Raw genomic sequence first — 18,141 nt, 5'->3', positions numbered from 1 at the left:
ATGAGAACCATTAGCATCACGACTGATCAATTGATCAGTCCACTAATTGATTAGTTAAGTTCTCATCACTGAATGACACCCTAGCCATTCGCCGGTCATCGCAGGACAGGCATCGCAGCCATGGGATTCCCGTGTGGGATCGTTCAACACATTCAAGGAACACCATGCTTACGCCGACTCTGTGCGGGCCTCGCGCTGCGCAGACCCTGCTCCCGTCCAGCATTGCCCTGGCGGTCATTGCCGTCTTGATGGCGAGCCCCGCCCCAGCTCACGCGGAAGACAACCTGCAGAACGATTCGGCAGACACTGCCAACGCAGCCGCCCTGGCCGCCACCGCACTCCCCGCCGTCACCGTCACCGCGCGCAAGCGCGAGGAATCGGCACAGGACGTACCGATCAGCATCAAAGTCCTCGACAGCAAAGCCGTCAAGGAAGCGGCATCACCGTCTGACGGCAACGGTGGTCTCGCCCGCTCCGCACCCAACGTCTCGTTCGTCGACAGCGGCGGGTTGTTCGGCAACCTGTTCGTGATTCGTGGCGTCGGCGCATTCGCTCCGCTCTCTTCGGATGACACGTCGGTCGTCATGTACTTCGACGAAGTCCCGCGCTCGGTCTACGGCGCGCCGCCCACGCTCTTCGACATCAACCGTGTCGAGATCCTGCGCGGCCCGCAGGGAACGCTGTTCGGCCGCAACACGCAAGGCGGGGCCATCAACGTGATTCCGAACACGCCTACCTTCAAGCGCGCGTTCTCTGTCAACGCCGAAGTCGGCTCGCATGGGCATCGTGTGGGGGAAGCCGTCGCCAATGGCGCGCTGTCGGAAACGGTGGCCGGTCGCGTGGCAGTGCGCTACTCGAATCTGGACGGCACCGTGCCGAATCTCGCGGCGGGCGGCAAGGATGGACGCGTGCAGGTCGGCGCCGTTCGCGGCTCGCTGCTGTGGTTGCCAGGGGACGACACCACCGTCACGTTCACCGGCTTTTATGACGACCGGAAGTCGGATGCCGCGCGCTTCCTCTGGTATCAGAATCCCGACTTCCCGCAAAGCGCTGTCAATCCGCGCAGCGACATTCGCTGGCGTGACACGGGTGCATCGTTGAAGGTCGAGCACGAGTTTTCAGCCATGCGTTTGACCTCGCTGACCAGTTTCCTGAACAGCCGCTCGACGCAGCCGTTCGATCTGACCGACGGACTGATTTACTCTGCGATGACGGGTCGGCCTCAGAGCGTTTACAACGTCCCCAACGCCGACCTCGCAGACATCCATTTCAGGGAAAACACAGTACAGCAGGAATTCCGTCTGTCGTCGCTGGACGGTGGCCCGTTCGCGTGGACCACGGGCGTCAATCTGTTCCACTCGAACTTCAGCAACGAAACGACGGCGGTCGCCTCGCCCGCCGCATTCAATTTCCAGACGCAAAACGGCGCGCAGAACAACCGCATCCGGACCACCAGCGCCGCCGTTTTCGGTGAAGGCACGCTGGCGCTTACGGAACGTCTCAAAGCGACGCTTGGCCTGCGTTACACGTACGAACGAAAGAACGCCGACTTCGAATTCACGGGCAACGGCAACCCCGCAGTGGTGCCCTACTCCGACCACAACCAGTCTCTGTCCGACAGCTTCCTCACCGGTCGCGCCGGGCTCTCCTATGCGTGGACACCGAACGCCATGACCTACGCGACCGTGTCGCGTGGTGCAGTGGGCGCAGGCTTTCCGAACACGCAAACGAACGGACAGACGGGCAAACCCGAGACGCCTTACGACACCTCCACGAGCTGGACGTACGAGGCAGGATTCAAGACCTTGTGGCTCGACCGCCGACTCGGCCTGAACGGTTCGGTCTTCTACAACGACGTGAAGAATGGGCACATGATCGTCTTCGATCCGACTCGGGCGCTGTTCACCACTGCGTCGCTCGACTATCGCAGCAAGGGTGCGGAGCTGGAGGCCATCGTCGGCATCACGCCGCACCTGCAACTCACGGCGAATGTCGGCTACACCCAGTCGGAGTTGGTCAATGTGCCGTCGGGCAGTTCAACTGGTGCGAAGAACGGCAACCGCGTTCCGAACATGCCGGAGGTCACTGGATCATTAGGGTTGCAGTACGACGCACCGATGCACATCGGCAGCATGTTCGGACATCTGAAGGGATCCGTGGCGTGGCAATACGTCGGGCGACGCTCCGTCGATGTGAAGGAAAGTTTCGACCTGCCCGCGTACGGCGTCCTCAATGCACGCGTGGGATGGCAGCAAGGCGATTGGGAAGTCTATGCATTCGCCTGGAACCTGCTGAACAAGCAGTATCTGGTGGCCGGGCAGGCATGGACGCCCACGGTCAGCTCTGTGCGCATCGGGCAGCCGCGCATTGTCGGCGTCGGTGCGACCGTGCGCTTCTGAGCGAGGTGATGCACCATGCGAGCGACTGATCTTTCGTCAGATACGAATGCAACGACGCGCGGCGAGGGGCGATTGATGCTCCTGGCCATCGCGTTGGCGTACGTATCGCTGGGCACTATTCTCGGCTTCGTGCAGGGCGGCGTCGCGCCCATCATGCGTGCGCAGGGCATGGAGTTGTCTGCCCTGCGGTGGGTGTACGCGCTTTACCTGCCGTTCGGCCTCGCCTTTCTGTGGGCACCCGTGGTCGACTCCCTGCGCTGGCCGTGGCTCGGTCGACGTACCGGCTGGATAATCCCGATGCAGGGCGTCTGCGTGGTGGCCATTGTCGTCATGGCATTCGTCCTGCCGGAAGCTAGCGGCTGGGGCGTACTGCTGGCGCTGGGCTTCACCGCCACCGTCGCTGCCGCTACGATGGACGTCGCCCTCGACGCGCTGACAGTCGAAACGATGCCAGCGGATCTGCGCGCCGCAGCCGCCGGTGCCAAGATGGGCGGCATCTCACTGGGCGCCGTGATCGGCGGCGGCGTGCTGGTCGCGTGGTATCCGCAACTGGGATGGCACGGCACGCTTCTCGTCATCGCACTCGCCACGGCACTCTCGTGCCTGCCGGTGCTGACGCTGGTGACGAAGGAGCGCGAATCGTCGGCTCGCACATTGCCAACGTCGGCCAGCCTGATACAGACGCTACGTAAGCCCGACATGCCCCGGCGGTTCCTGCGCCTGACGCTGCTGGTGTGCACGCTACTGGCCTTGTTCAGCTTCAATCGCCTGCTGCTGGTGGATATGGGCGTGTCGCTGGAGCGCATCGGCAGCATTCTCGGCGTAGTTGCACCGCTCGCCAACGCTGCGGCCTGCTTTCTTGCAACGGTGTTGATGCGCGCAATCCCTGTTCGACGAGTGGCGTGGTTCATGACGGGGATATGCGTCACGAGCGCATCTGTGGTGTGGTTGGGCCACGTTCAGGCCAACGTCACCATGGTGATTGCAGGCAGTATCGTGACGACAGCAGGTGCTGCTGGACTCTATGTCGTGTTGGGCGGTCTGATGCTGGAGTGGGCCTCCGGTCGGCAAGCCGCCACCGACTACGCCCTGCTCTACGGCACAGGCCGATTCATCGGGACCGCGGCCTTGATGATCCTGCCGGGACTCATTCAGCAGATGGGCTGGTCGGCTTTTCTCGGTCTTATTATTCTGGCGTTCATGCTTTGTGCCATAAGCTTCCTCCGCCTGTTCAGGAAAAGTGACGCGCTCTCCTCGGCTGGACTATGATGCGCAGTTGACCATACGATCAGCCGACTGATCGTATGTCGCTGAGTCCATCATCTATCGGGAGTCTTGCATGTCCGAGTTGCGCCGAATCTATACCACTGTCGATACCCGTGACCGCATTCTTGAGGCGGCACTTGCGGTGTTCGCGCGACGGGGTTTCGACGGGGCAACGACGCGTGAGATCGCAAAGGAAGGCGGCTTCTCGGCAGCGTTGATCCACCATCACTTCACGGACAAGGAAAATCTGTGGAACCTCGTGGGTCAACGCATTTCGGAAGAGTTCGTTGAAGCGATCACGTCGTCCATTGCGCCCGAACTCAAAGGCACCGGCGAAGGTGCGCGGCAAATGGTGGCGGCATACATGCGCTACTGGCGCGAGCATCCGCAGGCGCTTCGCTTCCAGCTCTGGCGCGTGCTGGGTGCGCCGGAGGACGAACGCAAAGCGCGCTCAAAACAGCTCAACAAGATGTTCGTGCCCGTGATGAAAGCCGCTCAGGACGCTGGCGATATCCGTGGTGACGTGCCCGCCGGTTTACTCATGGTGACGATGGGCGGTCTGATCCAGTACTTCCTGCACAGCAACATGGAAACCAACGATGCGCTGGCCGTCACCGGCGCGCCCCCGATGACCGACGATCAGGCGCTGGATTATCTGTGGGGACTGGTGACGACGACGCCGTATGAAAAGGCGTCTGCGCCAAAGAAACCTCGGACCTCAGCGAAGGTAAAAAAGGGCTAGACGCCGCGAGTACTTCTATCGCTTTGCACCCAATTGGGTTAAAACGTCTTCGCATCTGACTATCGTCAGTGCGGCGTCCTCGCGTACACGCTTGTTATGGTATCCGGAGATCTTCGCCACTCTGTCGTCTTCTGCAATCAAACCCCGAGCGTAGGATATCGTTTCACGGCACGATTTGATTGCCTCGTTGTTTTGAGCGCGCTTGTATTCGTCAGATTTCAGATAGGCGGCTTGCGCCTCCGCCGCTTCGTGTCGCGCTCGGGCAACCTTCATATATTCCTCCGCACGCGCACTACCGAGGGGAGCACTTGCGATGAACTTGCTAAGTGCGGCCCACACGATATCGTCCTTTCCGCTCGAGACTTCGAGCGCTCGCACCGTCGACGGACCAAGGGAGCGCATGACAACGGTCCGCGCCACGTAGTACTCAGTGCCTGTGGCATCTATCCGTCGATCAATCAACACCCGCCCACAGAAATAACTGCCCAAAGCCAACTCAGGAAGACTCTTTCGATCTGTGGGTACGGGAAGAAGCCTGTTAACGCACCATCCCATTGATTCAAACGACGGAAGGCGTTTGGCTACTTTGGATGCTCTATCGCGCTCCGGAAAAGCATCTTCACAAGAGATTCCGACTGAGCTCACATCATCCAAACAAGCATTTTGGATTTGATATCGATCCGCCAAAAGCATACGCTCCGCTGTCTCTGAGTCCGCAGCCACTTCGGGACTGGCGACTGACGCGCACCCAGACACCACTGCTACGATAAGCAAGAGCCAAAGTATTCTCAGCATTGATTACCCTCGAATTTTCGGGACGCCTTGGATTAATGACTTATTGCCCGCCTGAAGCCCGACGAATATATCACCTCAACTGCAATCTGTAGATGCGCTAGACCATCTGCTGGACGCCCTCGTCGGCACCTACTCCACCGTCACCGACTTGGCCAGATTCCTCGGCTTGTCCACATCCGTGCCACGCGCGACGGCTGCGTGATACGCCAGCAACTGCATCGGGATGGTGTGGAGAATCGGGGACAGCAAGCCGTAGTGTTCAGTCAAACGAATCACTTCAATGTCCGGTCCCGGCGATAGCCCGCAATCGCTGTCGGCGAAGACGTAGAGCTTGCCGTTACGCGCGCTCACTTCATGCATGTTCGACTTCAGCTTCTCCAGCAGACGGTCGTTCGGTGCGACTGCCACCACCGGCATCTCGTCGCTGACCAATGCGAGCGGCCCGTGCTTGAGTTCCCCCGCCGGATAAGCCTCCGCGTGGATGTACGAAATCTCCTTCATCTTCAGCGCCCCTTCCATCGCGACCGGAAAGTGCAGGCCGCGTCCTAGGAAGAGAATGTCCTGACGCCGCGTCAGTTGCTCCGCCCACGCGATGATCTGCGGCTCCAGCGCCAGCACCTTGGCAATCGCATCCGGCAAGTGACGCAGTGCTTTCAAATGCTGCTGCTCGTCCTCGTCCGACAACCGGTTACGACTCTGCGCCAGCGTCAGCGCCAGAATGAACAGCGACACCAGTTGCGTCGTGAATGCCTTGGTCGACGCCACGCCAATCTCTACCCCCGCCCGCGTGAAGAACGTCAGCGCACACTCGCGCGCCAGTGCGCTCGTCGCTACGTTGCAGATCGCCAGCGTGTGCAACATGCCGCGTTGCTTCGCGACGTGGACCGCGCCGAGCACGTCTGCCGTCTCCCCGCTCTGTGAGACCGCGACGACCAGCGTCTTCGGATTCGCCACGCTGTCTCGGTAGCGATACTCGCTCGCGATCTCCACATTCACCGGCACCTGCGCGAGACTCTCGATCCAGTACTTCGCTGTGAGCGCCGCGTGGTAGCTCCCACCGCAAGCCAGTAGCAACACCGAGTCCACCGCGTTGAACACGCGCCACGCGTTATCGCCGAACAATTCCGGCATGATCGACGTCACGTCCAGCAGCGTGTCGGCCACGGCGCGCGGCTGCTCGAAGATCTCCTTCTGCATGTAATAGCGATACGGTCCGAGATCCGCCGCACCGCTATGCGCCGCCACGCGATTCACCGCCCGCTCGACGCGCTGCCCCTGCGCATCCACTATCCAGTAGCGATGCAGTTGCACGTCCGCGACATCGCCGTTCTCCAGATACACGATCTGATCGGTGACGTTGGCTAGCGCGATGGCGTCGGACGCGATGAAGTTCTCCCCCTCGCCCACGCCGAGAATCAGCGGCATGCCGTCACGCGCACCGACGAGACGATGCGGCTCGTCGCGACAGATCACCGCAATCGCGTAGCTGCCGCACAGCCGGGCGGCCGCAGACTTCACCGCTTCGAACAGGTCGCCGTCGTACAGATGATCGATCAGATGCGCGATGACCTCGCTATCCGTCTGGCTCGCAAAGACATAACCTTGCGCCTCAAGCACCGAGCGCAGTTCCTCGTGGTTCTCGATGATGCCGTTGTGGGAGAGCGCAATGCGCGGCGTTTCGGCGTTCGGCGAGAAGTGCGGATGCGCGTTGTCCGTGACCGGCTTGCCGTGTGTCGCCCAGCGCGTGTGCGCGATGCCGGTGTATCCCGTCAGACCGAGTCGGCCGACCTCGTCCTGAAGATTCGCCACGCGCTCCACGCTGCGTGCACGCACCAGTTCACGCTCGCGATACAGCGCGACGCCACAAGAGTCGTACCCGCGATACTCCAAACGCTTCAGACCGTCGACCAGGTTCGGAACGATGTCCCGCTGCGCGACCGCGCCGATGATTCCACACATAACGCCTCTCCGAAATGATTCGTTGCCAGCCAGTGAAGCGATGGTAGAGTTGACGCATTGAAATTAATCGTCAATTTTTCATATTCAGTGAAATTTAAATTCATTCACATACACATATGAAATTAAATTTCACATCTTCTCACTCGCCCGACAATCCCATGACAAGCCTCACCCTCGACGATCTGGACTTGCGAATCCTCGGCGCACTGCAAACGGACGCGTCGATCTCGAACCTGGAACTGTCGCGGCGGGTGCACGCGTCCGCCCCCACCTGCCTGCGACGTGTGCGCGCGCTACGGGAAGCGGGTGTCATCGCCCGTCAGATCGCTATCGTCGACGCTGCGAAGCTCGGCCCGACACTGACGGCCGTCGTCGAAGTGAGCCTCGACCGGCAGACCGCCGAGGATTACGACACCTTTGAGACCTACATCTGCGACGAACCGGCCGTCACGCAGTGCTATCGCGTCTCACCGGGGCCGGACTTCGTCGTCATTGCCGAAATCCGCGACATGGCCGCCTATGACGAACTCGCCCGGCGGCTCTTCAAAAGCTCAGCCAACATTCGCAACGTGCGCACCTTCTTTTCCACGCGCTGCGCGAAGTTCGAAGCGAATGCGCCTGTGACGCCCGCTCATCCGAACCTTTCCCGCTGAACGAAAATGTTCATTTGAACATTCGAGATCGTCATTTGAATGTCACTCTCGGCTGTCAAAGTGGCGCCCATTCCAGAACGAATGTGCACATCACGACCGCCCGATGGACCTTTCAGACCGCCAGACCCGCATCGTCGCCCTCTTCCGCCAGCACGGCGAAATGAGTGTCGACGCCCTCGCCGAGCACTTCAGCGTTGCCACGCAGACGATTCGTCGCGACGTGAATGCGCTATGCGACGCGAATGTGCTGCGCCGCTATCACGGCGGTGCGCGTCTGATGACGCCGGGTGCCAACCAGCCCTATGAAGTGCGTCGCGTGCGCAACCTCGAAGGCAAGCTGCGCATCGGGCACGCCGCGGCCGAACGCATTCCGGACGGTGCGACCGTTCTGCTCGGCATCGGCACCACGCCGGAACAGGTGGCCGTGGCGCTCGTGCATCGCAAACGTCTGTGCGTCATCACGAACAATCTTCGTGCCGCACTGGTGCTGGCGAGCAACCCGGAACATCGTGTGATCGTCCCCGGCGGCGAACTGCGCTCGCCCAACCCCGAGATTCTGGGCGACGAAGCCGACCGACTGTTTCGCGCCTATCGTGCCGACGTGGGCGTGTACAGCGTGGGCGGCATCGACGACGATGGCACGCTCCTCGATTACGACCGCGTTGAAGCGGCCTCACGCGAAGCGCTGCGCGACGCCAGCCGCTATCGCATTCTCGTTGCGGACGCCTACAAGTTCACCCGCAGGCCCAGCGTGCGCGGCGGGCAACTCGACGAGCAGGATCTCGTCATTACCGACGCCCCGCTGCCCGACCCGCTGAGCCATCGCGTTTGCGGGGACTCGCCCGAAATTCTCGTCGTTTGATCAGACCGCTTCGAACGCCCCGACACTCATCGCTCACGCCCTCGCCAGAGACCGCACATCATGTCATCCGCTTCGTTTCGCGCTTCCACCGTCCGCCTCGCCGCCATTAGCGTGGCCGCCTTCGCCTGCGTCTTCGGTGCACTTGCATCGTCTGCCGCCAGCGCCGCCCCGTTGATCGTCGCGCATCGCGGCGGTACCGGCGACACCCCCGAAAATACCGTGCAAGCCTTCACCAACGCGCTGCAAAACGGCGCGCAGGCGTTGTGGATGACGGTGCAGGTCACGCACGACGGCGTCCCCGTGATGTACCGACCGGCCGATGTCTCGGCACTGACTGACGGTCGCGGCAAGCTCGCCGATCTCGACTACGCCGACGTGAAGAAGCTCAACGCCGGTTACACCTTCTCCCGCAAGGACGCCAACGGCCAGACCGTCTACCCCTTCCGCGACCACCCATTGCCGATCCCCACGCTGCGCGAAGCGCTGGCCGCCGTGCCCGCCAACGTGCCCGTGCTGCTCGACATGAAGCAGACGCCTGCCGCACCGCTGGTCGAAGCCGTCATCAAGGTGCTCGACGACACGAACGCCTGGTCCCGCGTGCGTCTCTACTCGACGGAAGCGGAGGCGACGGACCGCATGCGCGCCCGCCGTCCGCAAGCGCAACTCTTCGAGTCGCGCGACGCCACACGCAATCGTCTGGTCGCCGCCGCCCTCGCGGGCCAGTGCACCACGCCACCCGCCCCGGGCACGTGGGCAGGCATCGAATTTCATCGTCAGGTCGAAGTGGTGGAGCGCTTCACACTCGGCGAAGGCGTGTCGAAGATCGTCGCAAACTGGTGGACACCGGCCGCCGTGCAGTGCTTCAAGTCGCGTGGCGACGTGCACCTCGTCGCCTTCGGTGTCGAGACGCCGCAAGACTTCGAAGCCGCATCGCAATTGGGCTTCGACGCCGTGATGACGGACTCCCCGGCGCGTTTGCGCGCCGCGCTGGCGAATCAGGGGAAAGACGCCGCGAAGTAATACGCGCATTCAAGACAGAACAACGCAACAACGTAACGCCCGGGTTGCGCGTCGATATCTGACGCGCGATCCGACTTCCCGCTGATCCTTCGTCTTACGCATGCGGAAAGTCGAGCTTCATATTTTTAGGATTCCTAATTTCTCATGTGACGCGAAATCCCGGGACACGACACCGGGACGCGCCTCACCCTTTAGCCTTACCTCGCTCAGGAAACACGCCATGAAGGTTTTCGTCCACTCGCCCCTCGCCCGTGCCGTCGCACTGGTCATCGGCTGCGGCGCCGCTACGCTCGCGCACGCCCAGTCCAACATCACGCTTTATGGCATTGTCGACGGCGGCGTCGGCTACGCCAGCAATGTCGCCACCGTCACCCGCGCAGGCGCAGCCGGTCGCCCGGCCACCATGACCGGCGCATCGAACTACGCGTTCCAGAGCGGCACTTGGCAAGGCAGCCGCTGGGGCATGCAGGGCACGGAAGATCTCGGCGGCGGCCTGAAGGCGCTGTTCCGTCTCGAGAACGGCTTCAACCTCGGCAACGGCACGGCCAGTCAGGGTGGCGCAGAGTTCGGCCGTCACGCTTATGTCGGCTTGCAGGACAAAGCGTACGGCACCGTTACGCTCGGCCGTCAGTACGATCCGCTGATCGATCTCGTCGGCTCCGTCGGCGGCACCGCGCTGCTCTCGGGCGTTGCCGCACACCCGGGCGACGTCGACAACCTCGACCACAGCTCGCGCGTGAACAACAGCGTCAAGTACCGCTCGCCGACATGGGGCGGCTTCACGTTCGGGGCGATGTACGGCTTCGGCGGGCAGCCCGGCACGATGGGACGTCAGAACACCTGGGGCCTCGCAGGTCAGTACGCGAACGGCCCGCTGACGTGGGGCGTCGGCTTCTCGCACGCCAACAACGACAAGGCGAGCGCCACGGACACGACCATCGGTAGCTGGGCAGGTTCGTCCGAGTCGGCTTTCGCCTCGTCGATCAACGCCGGTTACGCCAGCGCCAAAGCGCGCGACGTGATCGCCACGTCGATGACCTACCAGATCGGCGACACCACGCTGGGCGCGAATTACAGCCACACCGAATACTCGGCGGGCACGTACTCGCGCTTCACACGCACGGCGAAGTTCGACACGGTCGGCGTGCTGGGGATGTATCGCTTTACGAACGCCTTCCGTCTGGGCGGCGGCTATAGCTTCACGAACGTGAACGCCCCGGCGGCGAACGCTTCGGGCGCGAAGTATCACCAGTTCAACCTCGCGGCGTTCTACAACCTGTCCAAGCGCACGGAGCTGTATGCGCTGGCGGGCTACCAGAAGGCCTCGGGCAGCACGCTCGACGCCTTCGGCAACGTGATCGACGCGACGGCCTCGGTCGGCGACGCCGCAAACGGCATGTCGTCCGCCACCAACTCGCAGACGGTGGTGCGGTTGGGCGTGAGCCACGTCTTCTAAAGCGGGAAGGTTTGTTGAGCGCAACGGCCGGGATGGTCCCGGCCGTTGCCAGGCAGAGCAAATCGCATCCTGCCCCGTCCGATGCCTCTCGCCTTGCGCAAAGGGGCACCCATCGGACATCGCCGGAAAACAGCCGCAAAGAATGAGCGGCGCCAGCGTCCGGACTAAGCCGCCTGCGCAGGCAGCGCGGGCACAATCTCTACGCGCGGACGCGGCAACGTCGTGACTGCGTGCATCTGCGCACGCAGCCAGTCGCGCGGACTGCAGCCGGTCTTGCGACGGAAGGCGCGCGCGAGCGCCGACGCGCTGTCGTACCCGACCTCCTCCGCCACGCGAGCAATCGGCTGACCGTCGCGCAGACGCTTTTGCGCCAGACCGATGCGCCAGTCCAGCAGATAGTCTGCAGGCGACTGCCCAACCACTTCACGAAATTGCGCCGCGAAATTCGCGCGCGACATGTTGGCAGTGCTCGCCAGCGACTCGACCGTCCACGCTTCGCCAGGTTGGTTGTGGATGACATTCAGGGCGCGCGCGAGACGCGGATCACCCAGCCCGGCCAGCATGCCGAAGCTCACCAGGCGATGCTCAAGCACGTGGCGCAGCAACTGAATCACGAGCAGCTCAAACAGGCGGTCCATGACGGCCAGCCGTCCGCAGCTCTGCCCGAACGCTTCTGCGAACAGCCAGTTCAGTGTGAGTTCGAGCGTGGAGAGCGATTTCGTCGGCAGAACGAGGAACTCAGGCAGTGCCGCGACGAGCGGATTGTTGTGGCCACCGTCGAACGACAACGACCCGCACACCAGTTCCGTGCGGTCCGCTTCGCCTGAGAGCAGTTGATGATGGTTGCGGCGCGGGAAGAAAATCAGCGACGGCTCGGCAATCTGCTGCCGCACACCGTCTTCCGTCACCAGCGCAACTTCGCCCGAACGCAGCAAATGCAGGTGACCGCCATCGTGGGCGTCGACACCATAGCTGGCAATGCCGCACATGCCGCCGCTATGAAACACACCGGCGCGAACGCCGAAATTCGAAATCAGGGTGGAGAGCCGGTCCATGGCGCACTCATCGAAATAACCCGGTGCGCCGATTATGGAGGATTTATGCAACCCTTGCTTGGACCGTCCCTCGCCTTGCTCCTTGCCCTTGTTATGCCTTGGCAGAAGCTCAACTAACTTGTTCACCCGACACGCGATCAGGCGCGGTTGTCGGCGGCAGCGGCAACCGGCGTAGCCGTCCCGATTTCCGAACGCACTTCAGCGCGCGAGCGGCCAACGGACGCCCCTTGTTGCAGCAGCGACGGATACGTTTGCAGCGATTGATCCAGTTGGCCCGATGCGCGTGCTACACGCAATTCTTCAAGCACTTGCGCGCGGGTCACACCTTGCGAAGCAACGGGTTGACCGGCGTCTGCGGTCTGGGTTTCGGCAAAAGCCGAAGCGGAAGTCAGCGATGCGGTGGCGATAAGGGCGGCGGCAAAAATACGAGCGTTCATGATGAAACTCCTTTCGGTCGGCAGCGTGTGCCGTAAGTCGTTTTCCCTTGTGCGTCCATCCGAATCACCGGGGGAGCGCTAGCGGGCATGACTAGAGATTACGAAAGGACAGCGCGGCTTGCACGGCAGGACGTCTGCAAGATGCGACCATTCGTCCAGTTCTGACGAACGTGATTGGCGCGCGCTATAGCATCGATAGCGAACGCTGATCGGATGGCCGAAAAAGGGGGGATTGTGGCGCTCGCGCAGCGTCTTAGACGCTGGTGGTCCGCCGTCTGACTTTGATGTCCGAGACCGGGACGACCGCCGCCGCTGCGTCACCGAGAAGACGGCGCAACACATTGGGTTGGTTGACGAGATCGGCCAGCGTGTAGCGGTCGAGCACCGCAAAATACGAACGCAGCGCCTCGCCCAGCACGCCGCGCAGATGGCACGCCGACGTGATGACGCATGCGTTATCGCCCTGATGGAAGCATTCCACCATCGCAAAATCGGGTTCCATCGCGCGCACCACTTCCCCGAGGCCGATGCGCTCCGGCGCGCGGCCCAGACGAATGCCGCCCGAGCGTCCGCGCACGGTGTGCAGAAAGCCCAACTGGCCGAGCTTCTGCACGATCTTCACGAGGTGATTCTTGGGAATGTCGAAGGCGTCCGCCACGGACTGCACGTGCACAAGCTCGTCGGGATGAACCGCGACGTAGATCAGGGTGCGCAGACTGTAATCGGTATGGTCGGTAAGTCGCATCGACGGCGGACGTAGGCGAAAAGCGGATTGGAAGCGGAAACGAATCAGGCGGCGCACAGTGCGCCGCCTCTGATGATTTTGCGAGCCAGTTTAACATGGCATCGGCATGCATCTTATGTCCCGCACTCGCCGTACGTCACCCGATTTTTACAGAATGTTCGGACGCGTACGGCGCGCAAATTCCCCTGTCGCCAGAAGGACTTACCGTCAAGCGCTTACCAACGCATCGTCAGCCCGCCCATCCACGAATAGTCGTAGGTTTGCGGGTTCAGACCGCGTCGATAGCCGACGTCGAGATCCATCCATGACGTCGGGCTGTAAATGGCCCCGAGGATCATGAAGGCCGGGTTCGTCTTCTGCGCAAAGTCGGGGTTTTGCGACGTGCCAACGTCCAGAATCAGTTGCGTCGACGGCAATACGCGATACAGCACTGCAGCGGACGCCTTCCACACCCCCTGCCGCTGCCCCTGACGGTTCGCCTGATAAGCGCCGCCAGCGTTAGCCAGGAAGGTCCAGTCGTCGATCTGATATTGGGCGAGCAACGTTGCACCGGCGTTCACCCGGCCCGTGCCCAGTCCGCGCTGATCGTTGCCCGTCGGGAAGCTCAGATACGGCTTGAGGCCGATGCTGAACGCTCCGTCGTCGTACATGCGCCACTTGGCCCCCGCCTCCACGTCGCCAACGCCGCTACCCGCGCTCTCGGAGCGGTTCTGGATATTCGTGTAAGGCACGTTGACGTACAGATCGAGCGCCTCGCCGACACCGCGCGTGAGCGTGCTGTTCCAGAGCGTCTGACGGCCGATGTCCTCCTGCTTCGAAGTGACTTCGCCGTTCGTCTCGAACTGCCAGTTGCCGTCGCCCTGCGTGCCCGTGTCGTCGGAGGTCAGCGGGTGTGCCGCGAACGCGCTGAGCGGGCAGAACAGCGCGAGATACATCAGTTGCTTCTTCATGAGTCGTTCTCTTTTTTCGTATGCCGTCCGGGCGGCACGCCAACGCATGCGCCAGGACCAAAGTGTGTGGGAGCAGCGCCCCCGCCCCAGTGGGACGGGAGGCATTGCAACTGCAATGTGTGAGGCGAGCTTTCAGACTTCGCTCATGAATCAGAACCAGCGGCCGAAGCGGCGGATGTAGACCGTCTTCACCATCTGCGCCAGCGCGATGTACCCAAGCATCGTTGCCACGAGCCAGTAGAAGTACGAGAACGGCAGGCTGACGAAGCCGAACGCCTCGGCAAACGGCGAGTACGGCAGCCAGCAAGCGATCGCAATGGCGACGGACGTCGAGAGCATGATCGGCAGCGCAGGCGTGCTTTGCAGGAACGGAATCTTCTGCGTGCGCAGCAAGTGCACGACCAACGTCTGCGAAACGAGCCCTTCGATGAACCAGCCCGAATTCATGATGACCTGACCGGCATCGCCACCATGCGCGTGATACAGCGCACCCGCGCCGAAGACCGTCCACATCAGCGCATAGGTCGTGATGTCGAACACCGAGGAGGTCGGCCCGATCCACAGCATGAAGCGGCGGATGTTGCTGGCGTCCCATTTGCGGGGTTTCTTCAGGAACTCCGGATCCATGCGATCCCACGGCAGGAACATCTGCGAGATGTCGTAGATCAGGTTCTGGATGAGCAACTGCATCGCCAGCATCGGCTCCCACGGCAGGAACGCGCTCGCCACCAGCACCGAGAACACGTTGCCGAAGTTCGAGCTGGCCGTCATGTTCAGATACTTGAGGATGTTGCCGAACGTCTCGCGGCCCTTGATCACGCCCGCTTCGAGCACCATCAGGCTCTTTTCCAGCAGGATGATGTCGGCCGTTTCCTTGGCGATGTCCGCACCGGTGTCCACCGAGATCCCCACGTCGGCATCGCGCAGCGCCGGGGCGTCGTTGATGCCGTCGCCCAGGAAGCCCACGGTGTGGCCGTTGGCCTGCAACGCCTTGACCACACGCGCCTTGTGCAGCGGGGCGAGCTTGGCGAACACTGTCGTGCGTCCCACGACTTCGCGCAGCGTGGCGTCGTCCATCGGCTCGATGTCGGCCCCGAGCAGCGGCGTGCCCGGTTCCAGTCCGACCTGACGGCACACCTTGATCGTGACAATGGGGTTGTCACCCGTGAGCACCTTGACCGTCACCCCATGCTCGCGCAGCGCGGCAATCGCCGGGGCTGCGGAGTCCTTGGGCGGATCGAGGAAGGTCAGGAAACCGCACACCGTCAGTTCGCGCTCGTCGGACGTCTTGTACTGCGTCTTCGTCTCGCCCGCAGGAATGTCGCGGGTGGCCACGACCAGCACGCGGAAGCCGTCTTCGTTGTAAGCCTCGGCGCGCGCAATCAGCATGGCGCGTGCCGTGTCGTCGAGCGCACGCACACCCTGCGGGGTCTTCACGTGTGTGGCCACCGACAGCATTTCTTCGACGGCACCCTTCGTGATCATCTGATGCTCACCGCGGTCGTTCGCGACCACGACCGACAGACGGCGACGCACGAAGTCGAACGGCAGTTCGTCGATCTTGGCAAACGCGCGCGGCTGTACCGATTCGCCGATCTCGTTCGCGCGTCGAATGATCGCCACGTCGATCAGATTGCGCTGGCCGCTCTGGTGATAGCTGTTGAGCCAGCCCAGACGCAGCACATCTTCCTGCTCGTCGCCCGCCACATCCAGATGCTGTTCGAGAATGATGCGGTCCTGCGTGAGCGTGCCGGTCTTGTCGGTGCACAGCACGTCCATCGCACCGAAGTTCTGCACCGAGTTCAGACGCTTGACCACCACCTTGCGGCGCGACATCGCCAAAGCACCGCGTGCGAGGTTGGCGCTCACGATCATCGGCAGCATTTCGGGCGTCAGGCCCACGGCCACCGCCAGCGCAAACGTCAGGGCGCTGACCCAGTCGCCTTTGGTCAGGCCGTTGATCATGAAGACGATCGGCACCATCACCAGCATGAAGCGAATCAGCAGCCAGCTCACGCTGTTCACGCCACGGTCGAAGCTCGTCTCCACACGCTTGTGGCTCACGACGTTCTTCGCCAGCGCACCGAAATACGTGTCGCCACCGGTAGCAACGACCACGCCCACGGCCGTGCCGCTCACGACGTTCGTCCCCATGAAGCAGACGTTGGACAGGTCGAGCAGGCTGGCATTCGCCTCACCCGCTGCGATGGACGCCGACTTCTGCGCCACGGCACCGAGCGTGTCGTACTTCTCGACGGGCAGCGCCTCGCCGGTGAGCACCGCCTGACTGATGAACAGGTCACGCGATTCGATCAGACGCAGATCGGCCGGAATCATGTCCCCTGCCTGAAGCGTCACGATGTCGCCCACGACCAACTCACGCATGGCGACCTCGTGACGCTCAGACTTGCCCGACGCCGACAGACGGCGGCGCACGCTGGCCGTGGTGCGCACCATCGCCTTGAGCTTCTCGGCCGCCTGCAGCGAGCGGAACTCGGAGAAGAAGCGCAGCAGGCCGCTGATCGTCACCATCGTCGAGAGGATGATGATGCCCTTGTAATCCCGATCGCCCGGATCGGCGAAGTAGACGTCGGTAAAGAAGCTGATCGTGACGAGCGCGAGCAGCACGAAGACAAACGGATTGTTGAAGGCGCTGACGAGTTGGCGCGTCCAGTGCGGCGGCTTGTCGTGCGCGATTTCGTTGGGGCCGTAGCGCGTCTGGCGCTGACCGACGTCGGCGAGCGGCAGGCCGCTGACATCGGTGCCGAGCGTATGCAGGACCTGGTGCAGCGGTTCAGTCGCGAGACGTGCGACGACTTCAGGGCCCGAGAGCGGCAGGTCGGACGCTGTTGCGTTATCGACGAAGCCGCGCTGCTTATGGCGGGAGCGGTGGTTATTTGTCATGACGATTTCCTGGCGCGACTGACGCTTGCCCTTGATGGGCAGTGCGGCCGGCCGGTCTCGTCAGTCGCTACCGAAGATCATCTCTTCGGAAAAAAAGCGCGAACGCACCCAGCCGCGCCGCGCAGCGCGCGGTCGGTGAAAGCAAAAAAATAGGTAGTTCTGGCATCGGATCGCCCGCCGGGAAGCCATACGTCAAAGGTACGGTCCCGACGGGCCACATTCGGCTACTTCCGTCTTCCATTTCGGACTCCTTATATTTGTTGATTCGGTACGCCGAAAAACACGCGTTGCGTTATCCGGCAGTGACGGGGCGGCCCGGTCAGCCGCGCGGCACTAAGCGTGCGCGGGCATGCCCTTGGTAGCCGCGCGACGCGAGGCGTCGTCGGACCAGAACACGCGGCGCACGCTGTGCTCGCCCGACAGGCGCATGACGAGCGACGTGAGCGAAGCGCGCGAACCCTGCGGGCAGTCGAGCGTGACGGTGGCGGACGCCTCGTCGCGGTCGCTCCAGCGGGTGATGCTGACGTGCGTGGCGCGCAGTCCGAGCGCGGTGAGATCGATGAACATCTGCTTGCGCAAGGCCCCGAGGGCCTCGGCCAGGCAAACGATGGTCAGATGCGACACCGGTGTGGTGCGCGTCGGTTGGCTCTGGAAAGCCTGAAAGGTTTGAAAAGCTCGCATGATTTCCTCGCATGGCTGCGAAGTGTCGGTGCCGCATGTGAGCGCGCGGCACGGACGGTCGGCTCGCGAGAACGCATCGTTGCAACGCACGGCACAAAACGCATGCGCAAGACGACAACGCCCATCACAGGCACGACAGTGGAAACTTTTGCGGGAATGGCGCCGGAAACATACGCTCAGGGCGAGCGTTCAAGTGGCGCGAGACACCGCATCCTGC

Annotated in this window: 14 protein-coding genes; 7 read left to right on the top strand and 7 right to left on the bottom strand. The window is 62.4% G+C overall.

The window, feature by feature from the left end; translation table 11 throughout:
* Positions 1 to 164 precede the first annotated feature (164 nt).
* The 3 genes from ACIQWO_RS00760 to ACIQWO_RS00750 all read left to right on the top strand — a co-directional run bounded on the left by ACIQWO_RS00760 (position 165) and on the right by ACIQWO_RS00750 (position 4,407).
* Positions 165 to 2,399 carry a TonB-dependent receptor gene (locus tag ACIQWO_RS00760; protein WP_402817922.1) on the top strand — a complete coding sequence of 745 codons (2,235 nt, stop codon included), beginning with the start codon at positions 165 to 167 and terminating at the stop codon, positions 2,397 to 2,399.
* A 75-nt stretch (positions 2,400 to 2,474) separates the two neighbouring features.
* The gene (locus ACIQWO_RS00755) at positions 2,475 to 3,668 is read left to right on the top strand and encodes an MFS transporter (RefSeq protein ID WP_402817919.1); all 1,194 of its coding nucleotides are present in this window, start codon (positions 2,475 to 2,477) and stop codon (positions 3,666 to 3,668) included.
* A gap of 70 nt (positions 3,669 to 3,738) precedes the next feature.
* A complete protein-coding gene (locus ACIQWO_RS00750; RefSeq protein ID WP_402817916.1) occupies positions 3,739 to 4,407 on the top strand; it encodes a TetR/AcrR family transcriptional regulator in 669 nt (222 codons plus the stop codon).
* A 924-nt stretch (positions 4,408 to 5,331) separates the two neighbouring features.
* Here ACIQWO_RS00750 and glmS read toward each other — a convergent pair.
* Complete coding sequence (gene glmS / locus ACIQWO_RS00745) at positions 5,332 to 7,161, bottom strand: glutamine--fructose-6-phosphate transaminase (isomerizing) (RefSeq protein ID WP_402817913.1); 1,830 nt, start codon at positions 7,159 to 7,161, stop codon at positions 5,332 to 5,334.
* A 158-nt stretch (positions 7,162 to 7,319) separates the two neighbouring features.
* Between glmS and ACIQWO_RS00740 the strand changes: the two genes are divergently transcribed.
* From ACIQWO_RS00740 to ACIQWO_RS00725, 4 genes are all read left to right on the top strand, one after another.
* The gene (locus tag ACIQWO_RS00740) at positions 7,320 to 7,814 is read left to right on the top strand and encodes an Lrp/AsnC family transcriptional regulator (protein ID WP_402817910.1); all 495 of its coding nucleotides are present in this window, start codon (positions 7,320 to 7,322) and stop codon (positions 7,812 to 7,814) included.
* Between the two features lie 103 nt (positions 7,815 to 7,917).
* Entirely contained in the window at positions 7,918 to 8,676 is a 759-nt protein-coding gene (locus ACIQWO_RS00735; protein WP_402817907.1) for a DeoR/GlpR family DNA-binding transcription regulator, read from the top strand.
* 60 nt (positions 8,677 to 8,736) lie between these two features.
* Positions 8,737 to 9,696 (top strand): glycerophosphodiester phosphodiesterase family protein, encoded by a 960-nt coding sequence (locus ACIQWO_RS00730; protein WP_402817904.1) that lies wholly within the window; start codon positions 8,737 to 8,739, stop codon positions 9,694 to 9,696.
* A gap of 220 nt (positions 9,697 to 9,916) precedes the next feature.
* Entirely contained in the window at positions 9,917 to 11,152 is a 1,236-nt protein-coding gene (locus ACIQWO_RS00725; RefSeq protein WP_402817901.1) for a porin, read from the top strand.
* 164 nt (positions 11,153 to 11,316) lie between these two features.
* Here ACIQWO_RS00725 and ACIQWO_RS00720 read toward each other — a convergent pair whose 3' ends face one another.
* The 6 genes from ACIQWO_RS00720 to ACIQWO_RS00695 all read right to left on the bottom strand — a co-directional run bounded on the left by ACIQWO_RS00720 (position 11,317) and on the right by ACIQWO_RS00695 (position 17,924).
* The gene (locus ACIQWO_RS00720) at positions 11,317 to 12,207 is read right to left on the bottom strand and encodes a cupin domain-containing protein (RefSeq protein ID WP_402817898.1); all 891 of its coding nucleotides are present in this window, start codon (positions 12,205 to 12,207) and stop codon (positions 11,317 to 11,319) included.
* A 137-nt stretch (positions 12,208 to 12,344) separates the two neighbouring features.
* Entirely contained in the window at positions 12,345 to 12,644 is a 300-nt protein-coding gene (locus ACIQWO_RS00715; RefSeq protein WP_402817895.1) for a DUF4148 domain-containing protein, read from the bottom strand.
* Positions 12,645 to 12,897: 253 nt separating this feature from the next.
* Positions 12,898 to 13,389 (bottom strand): Rrf2 family transcriptional regulator, encoded by a 492-nt coding sequence (locus ACIQWO_RS00710; protein ID WP_402817892.1) that lies wholly within the window; start codon positions 13,387 to 13,389, stop codon positions 12,898 to 12,900.
* Positions 13,390 to 13,604: 215 nt separating this feature from the next.
* Positions 13,605 to 14,339: a transporter gene (locus ACIQWO_RS00705; protein ID WP_402817889.1), complete on the bottom strand. Its 735-nt coding sequence runs from the start codon at positions 14,337 to 14,339 to the stop codon at positions 13,605 to 13,607.
* Between the two features lie 150 nt (positions 14,340 to 14,489).
* Positions 14,490 to 17,243, bottom strand: a complete 2,754-nt coding sequence (gene mgtA, locus ACIQWO_RS00700) for a magnesium-translocating P-type ATPase (protein WP_402817886.1) — start codon at positions 17,241 to 17,243, stop codon at positions 14,490 to 14,492.
* A 333-nt stretch (positions 17,244 to 17,576) separates the two neighbouring features.
* Entirely contained in the window at positions 17,577 to 17,924 is a 348-nt protein-coding gene (locus ACIQWO_RS00695; RefSeq protein WP_402817883.1) for a hypothetical protein, read from the bottom strand.
* Positions 17,925 to 18,141: the final 217 nt, after the last annotated feature.

Source organism: Pandoraea sp. NPDC090278 (genome assembly GCF_044772185.1).
Taxonomy (GTDB): domain Bacteria; phylum Pseudomonadota; class Gammaproteobacteria; order Burkholderiales; family Burkholderiaceae; genus Pandoraea.
Note: the sequence above shows the minus strand (reverse complement) of the source record. Positions and strands in the feature narration are given on the sequence as shown.

Excerpts from the sequence above, each read along its gene's own strand:
- ACIQWO_RS00705 (WP_402817889.1), bottom strand. The coding sequence starts at position 14,339 with ATGAAGAAGCAACTGATGTATCTCGCGCTGTTCTGCCCGCTCAGCGCG.
- ACIQWO_RS00710 (WP_402817892.1), bottom strand. The coding sequence starts at position 13,389 with ATGCGACTTACCGACCATACCGATTACAGTCTGCGCACCCTGATCTAC.
- ACIQWO_RS00695 (WP_402817883.1), bottom strand. The coding sequence starts at position 17,924 with ATGCGAGCTTTTCAAACCTTTCAGGCTTTCCAGAGCCAACCGACGCGC.
- ACIQWO_RS00725 (WP_402817901.1), top strand. The coding sequence starts at position 9,917 with ATGAAGGTTTTCGTCCACTCGCCCCTCGCCCGTGCCGTCGCACTGGTC.
- ACIQWO_RS00715 (WP_402817895.1), bottom strand. The coding sequence starts at position 12,644 with ATGAACGCTCGTATTTTTGCCGCCGCCCTTATCGCCACCGCATCGCTG.
- ACIQWO_RS00740 (WP_402817910.1), top strand. The coding sequence starts at position 7,320 with ATGACAAGCCTCACCCTCGACGATCTGGACTTGCGAATCCTCGGCGCA.
- mgtA (WP_402817886.1), bottom strand. The coding sequence starts at position 17,243 with ATGACAAATAACCACCGCTCCCGCCATAAGCAGCGCGGCTTCGTCGAT.
- ACIQWO_RS00735 (WP_402817907.1), top strand. The coding sequence starts at position 7,918 with ATGGACCTTTCAGACCGCCAGACCCGCATCGTCGCCCTCTTCCGCCAG.
- ACIQWO_RS00730 (WP_402817904.1), top strand. The coding sequence starts at position 8,737 with ATGTCATCCGCTTCGTTTCGCGCTTCCACCGTCCGCCTCGCCGCCATT.
- glmS (WP_402817913.1), bottom strand. The coding sequence starts at position 7,161 with ATGTGTGGAATCATCGGCGCGGTCGCGCAGCGGGACATCGTTCCGAAC.
- ACIQWO_RS00750 (WP_402817916.1), top strand. The coding sequence starts at position 3,739 with ATGTCCGAGTTGCGCCGAATCTATACCACTGTCGATACCCGTGACCGC.
- ACIQWO_RS00720 (WP_402817898.1), bottom strand. The coding sequence starts at position 12,207 with ATGGACCGGCTCTCCACCCTGATTTCGAATTTCGGCGTTCGCGCCGGT.
- ACIQWO_RS00755 (WP_402817919.1), top strand. The coding sequence starts at position 2,475 with ATGCTCCTGGCCATCGCGTTGGCGTACGTATCGCTGGGCACTATTCTC.
- ACIQWO_RS00760 (WP_402817922.1), top strand. The coding sequence starts at position 165 with ATGCTTACGCCGACTCTGTGCGGGCCTCGCGCTGCGCAGACCCTGCTC.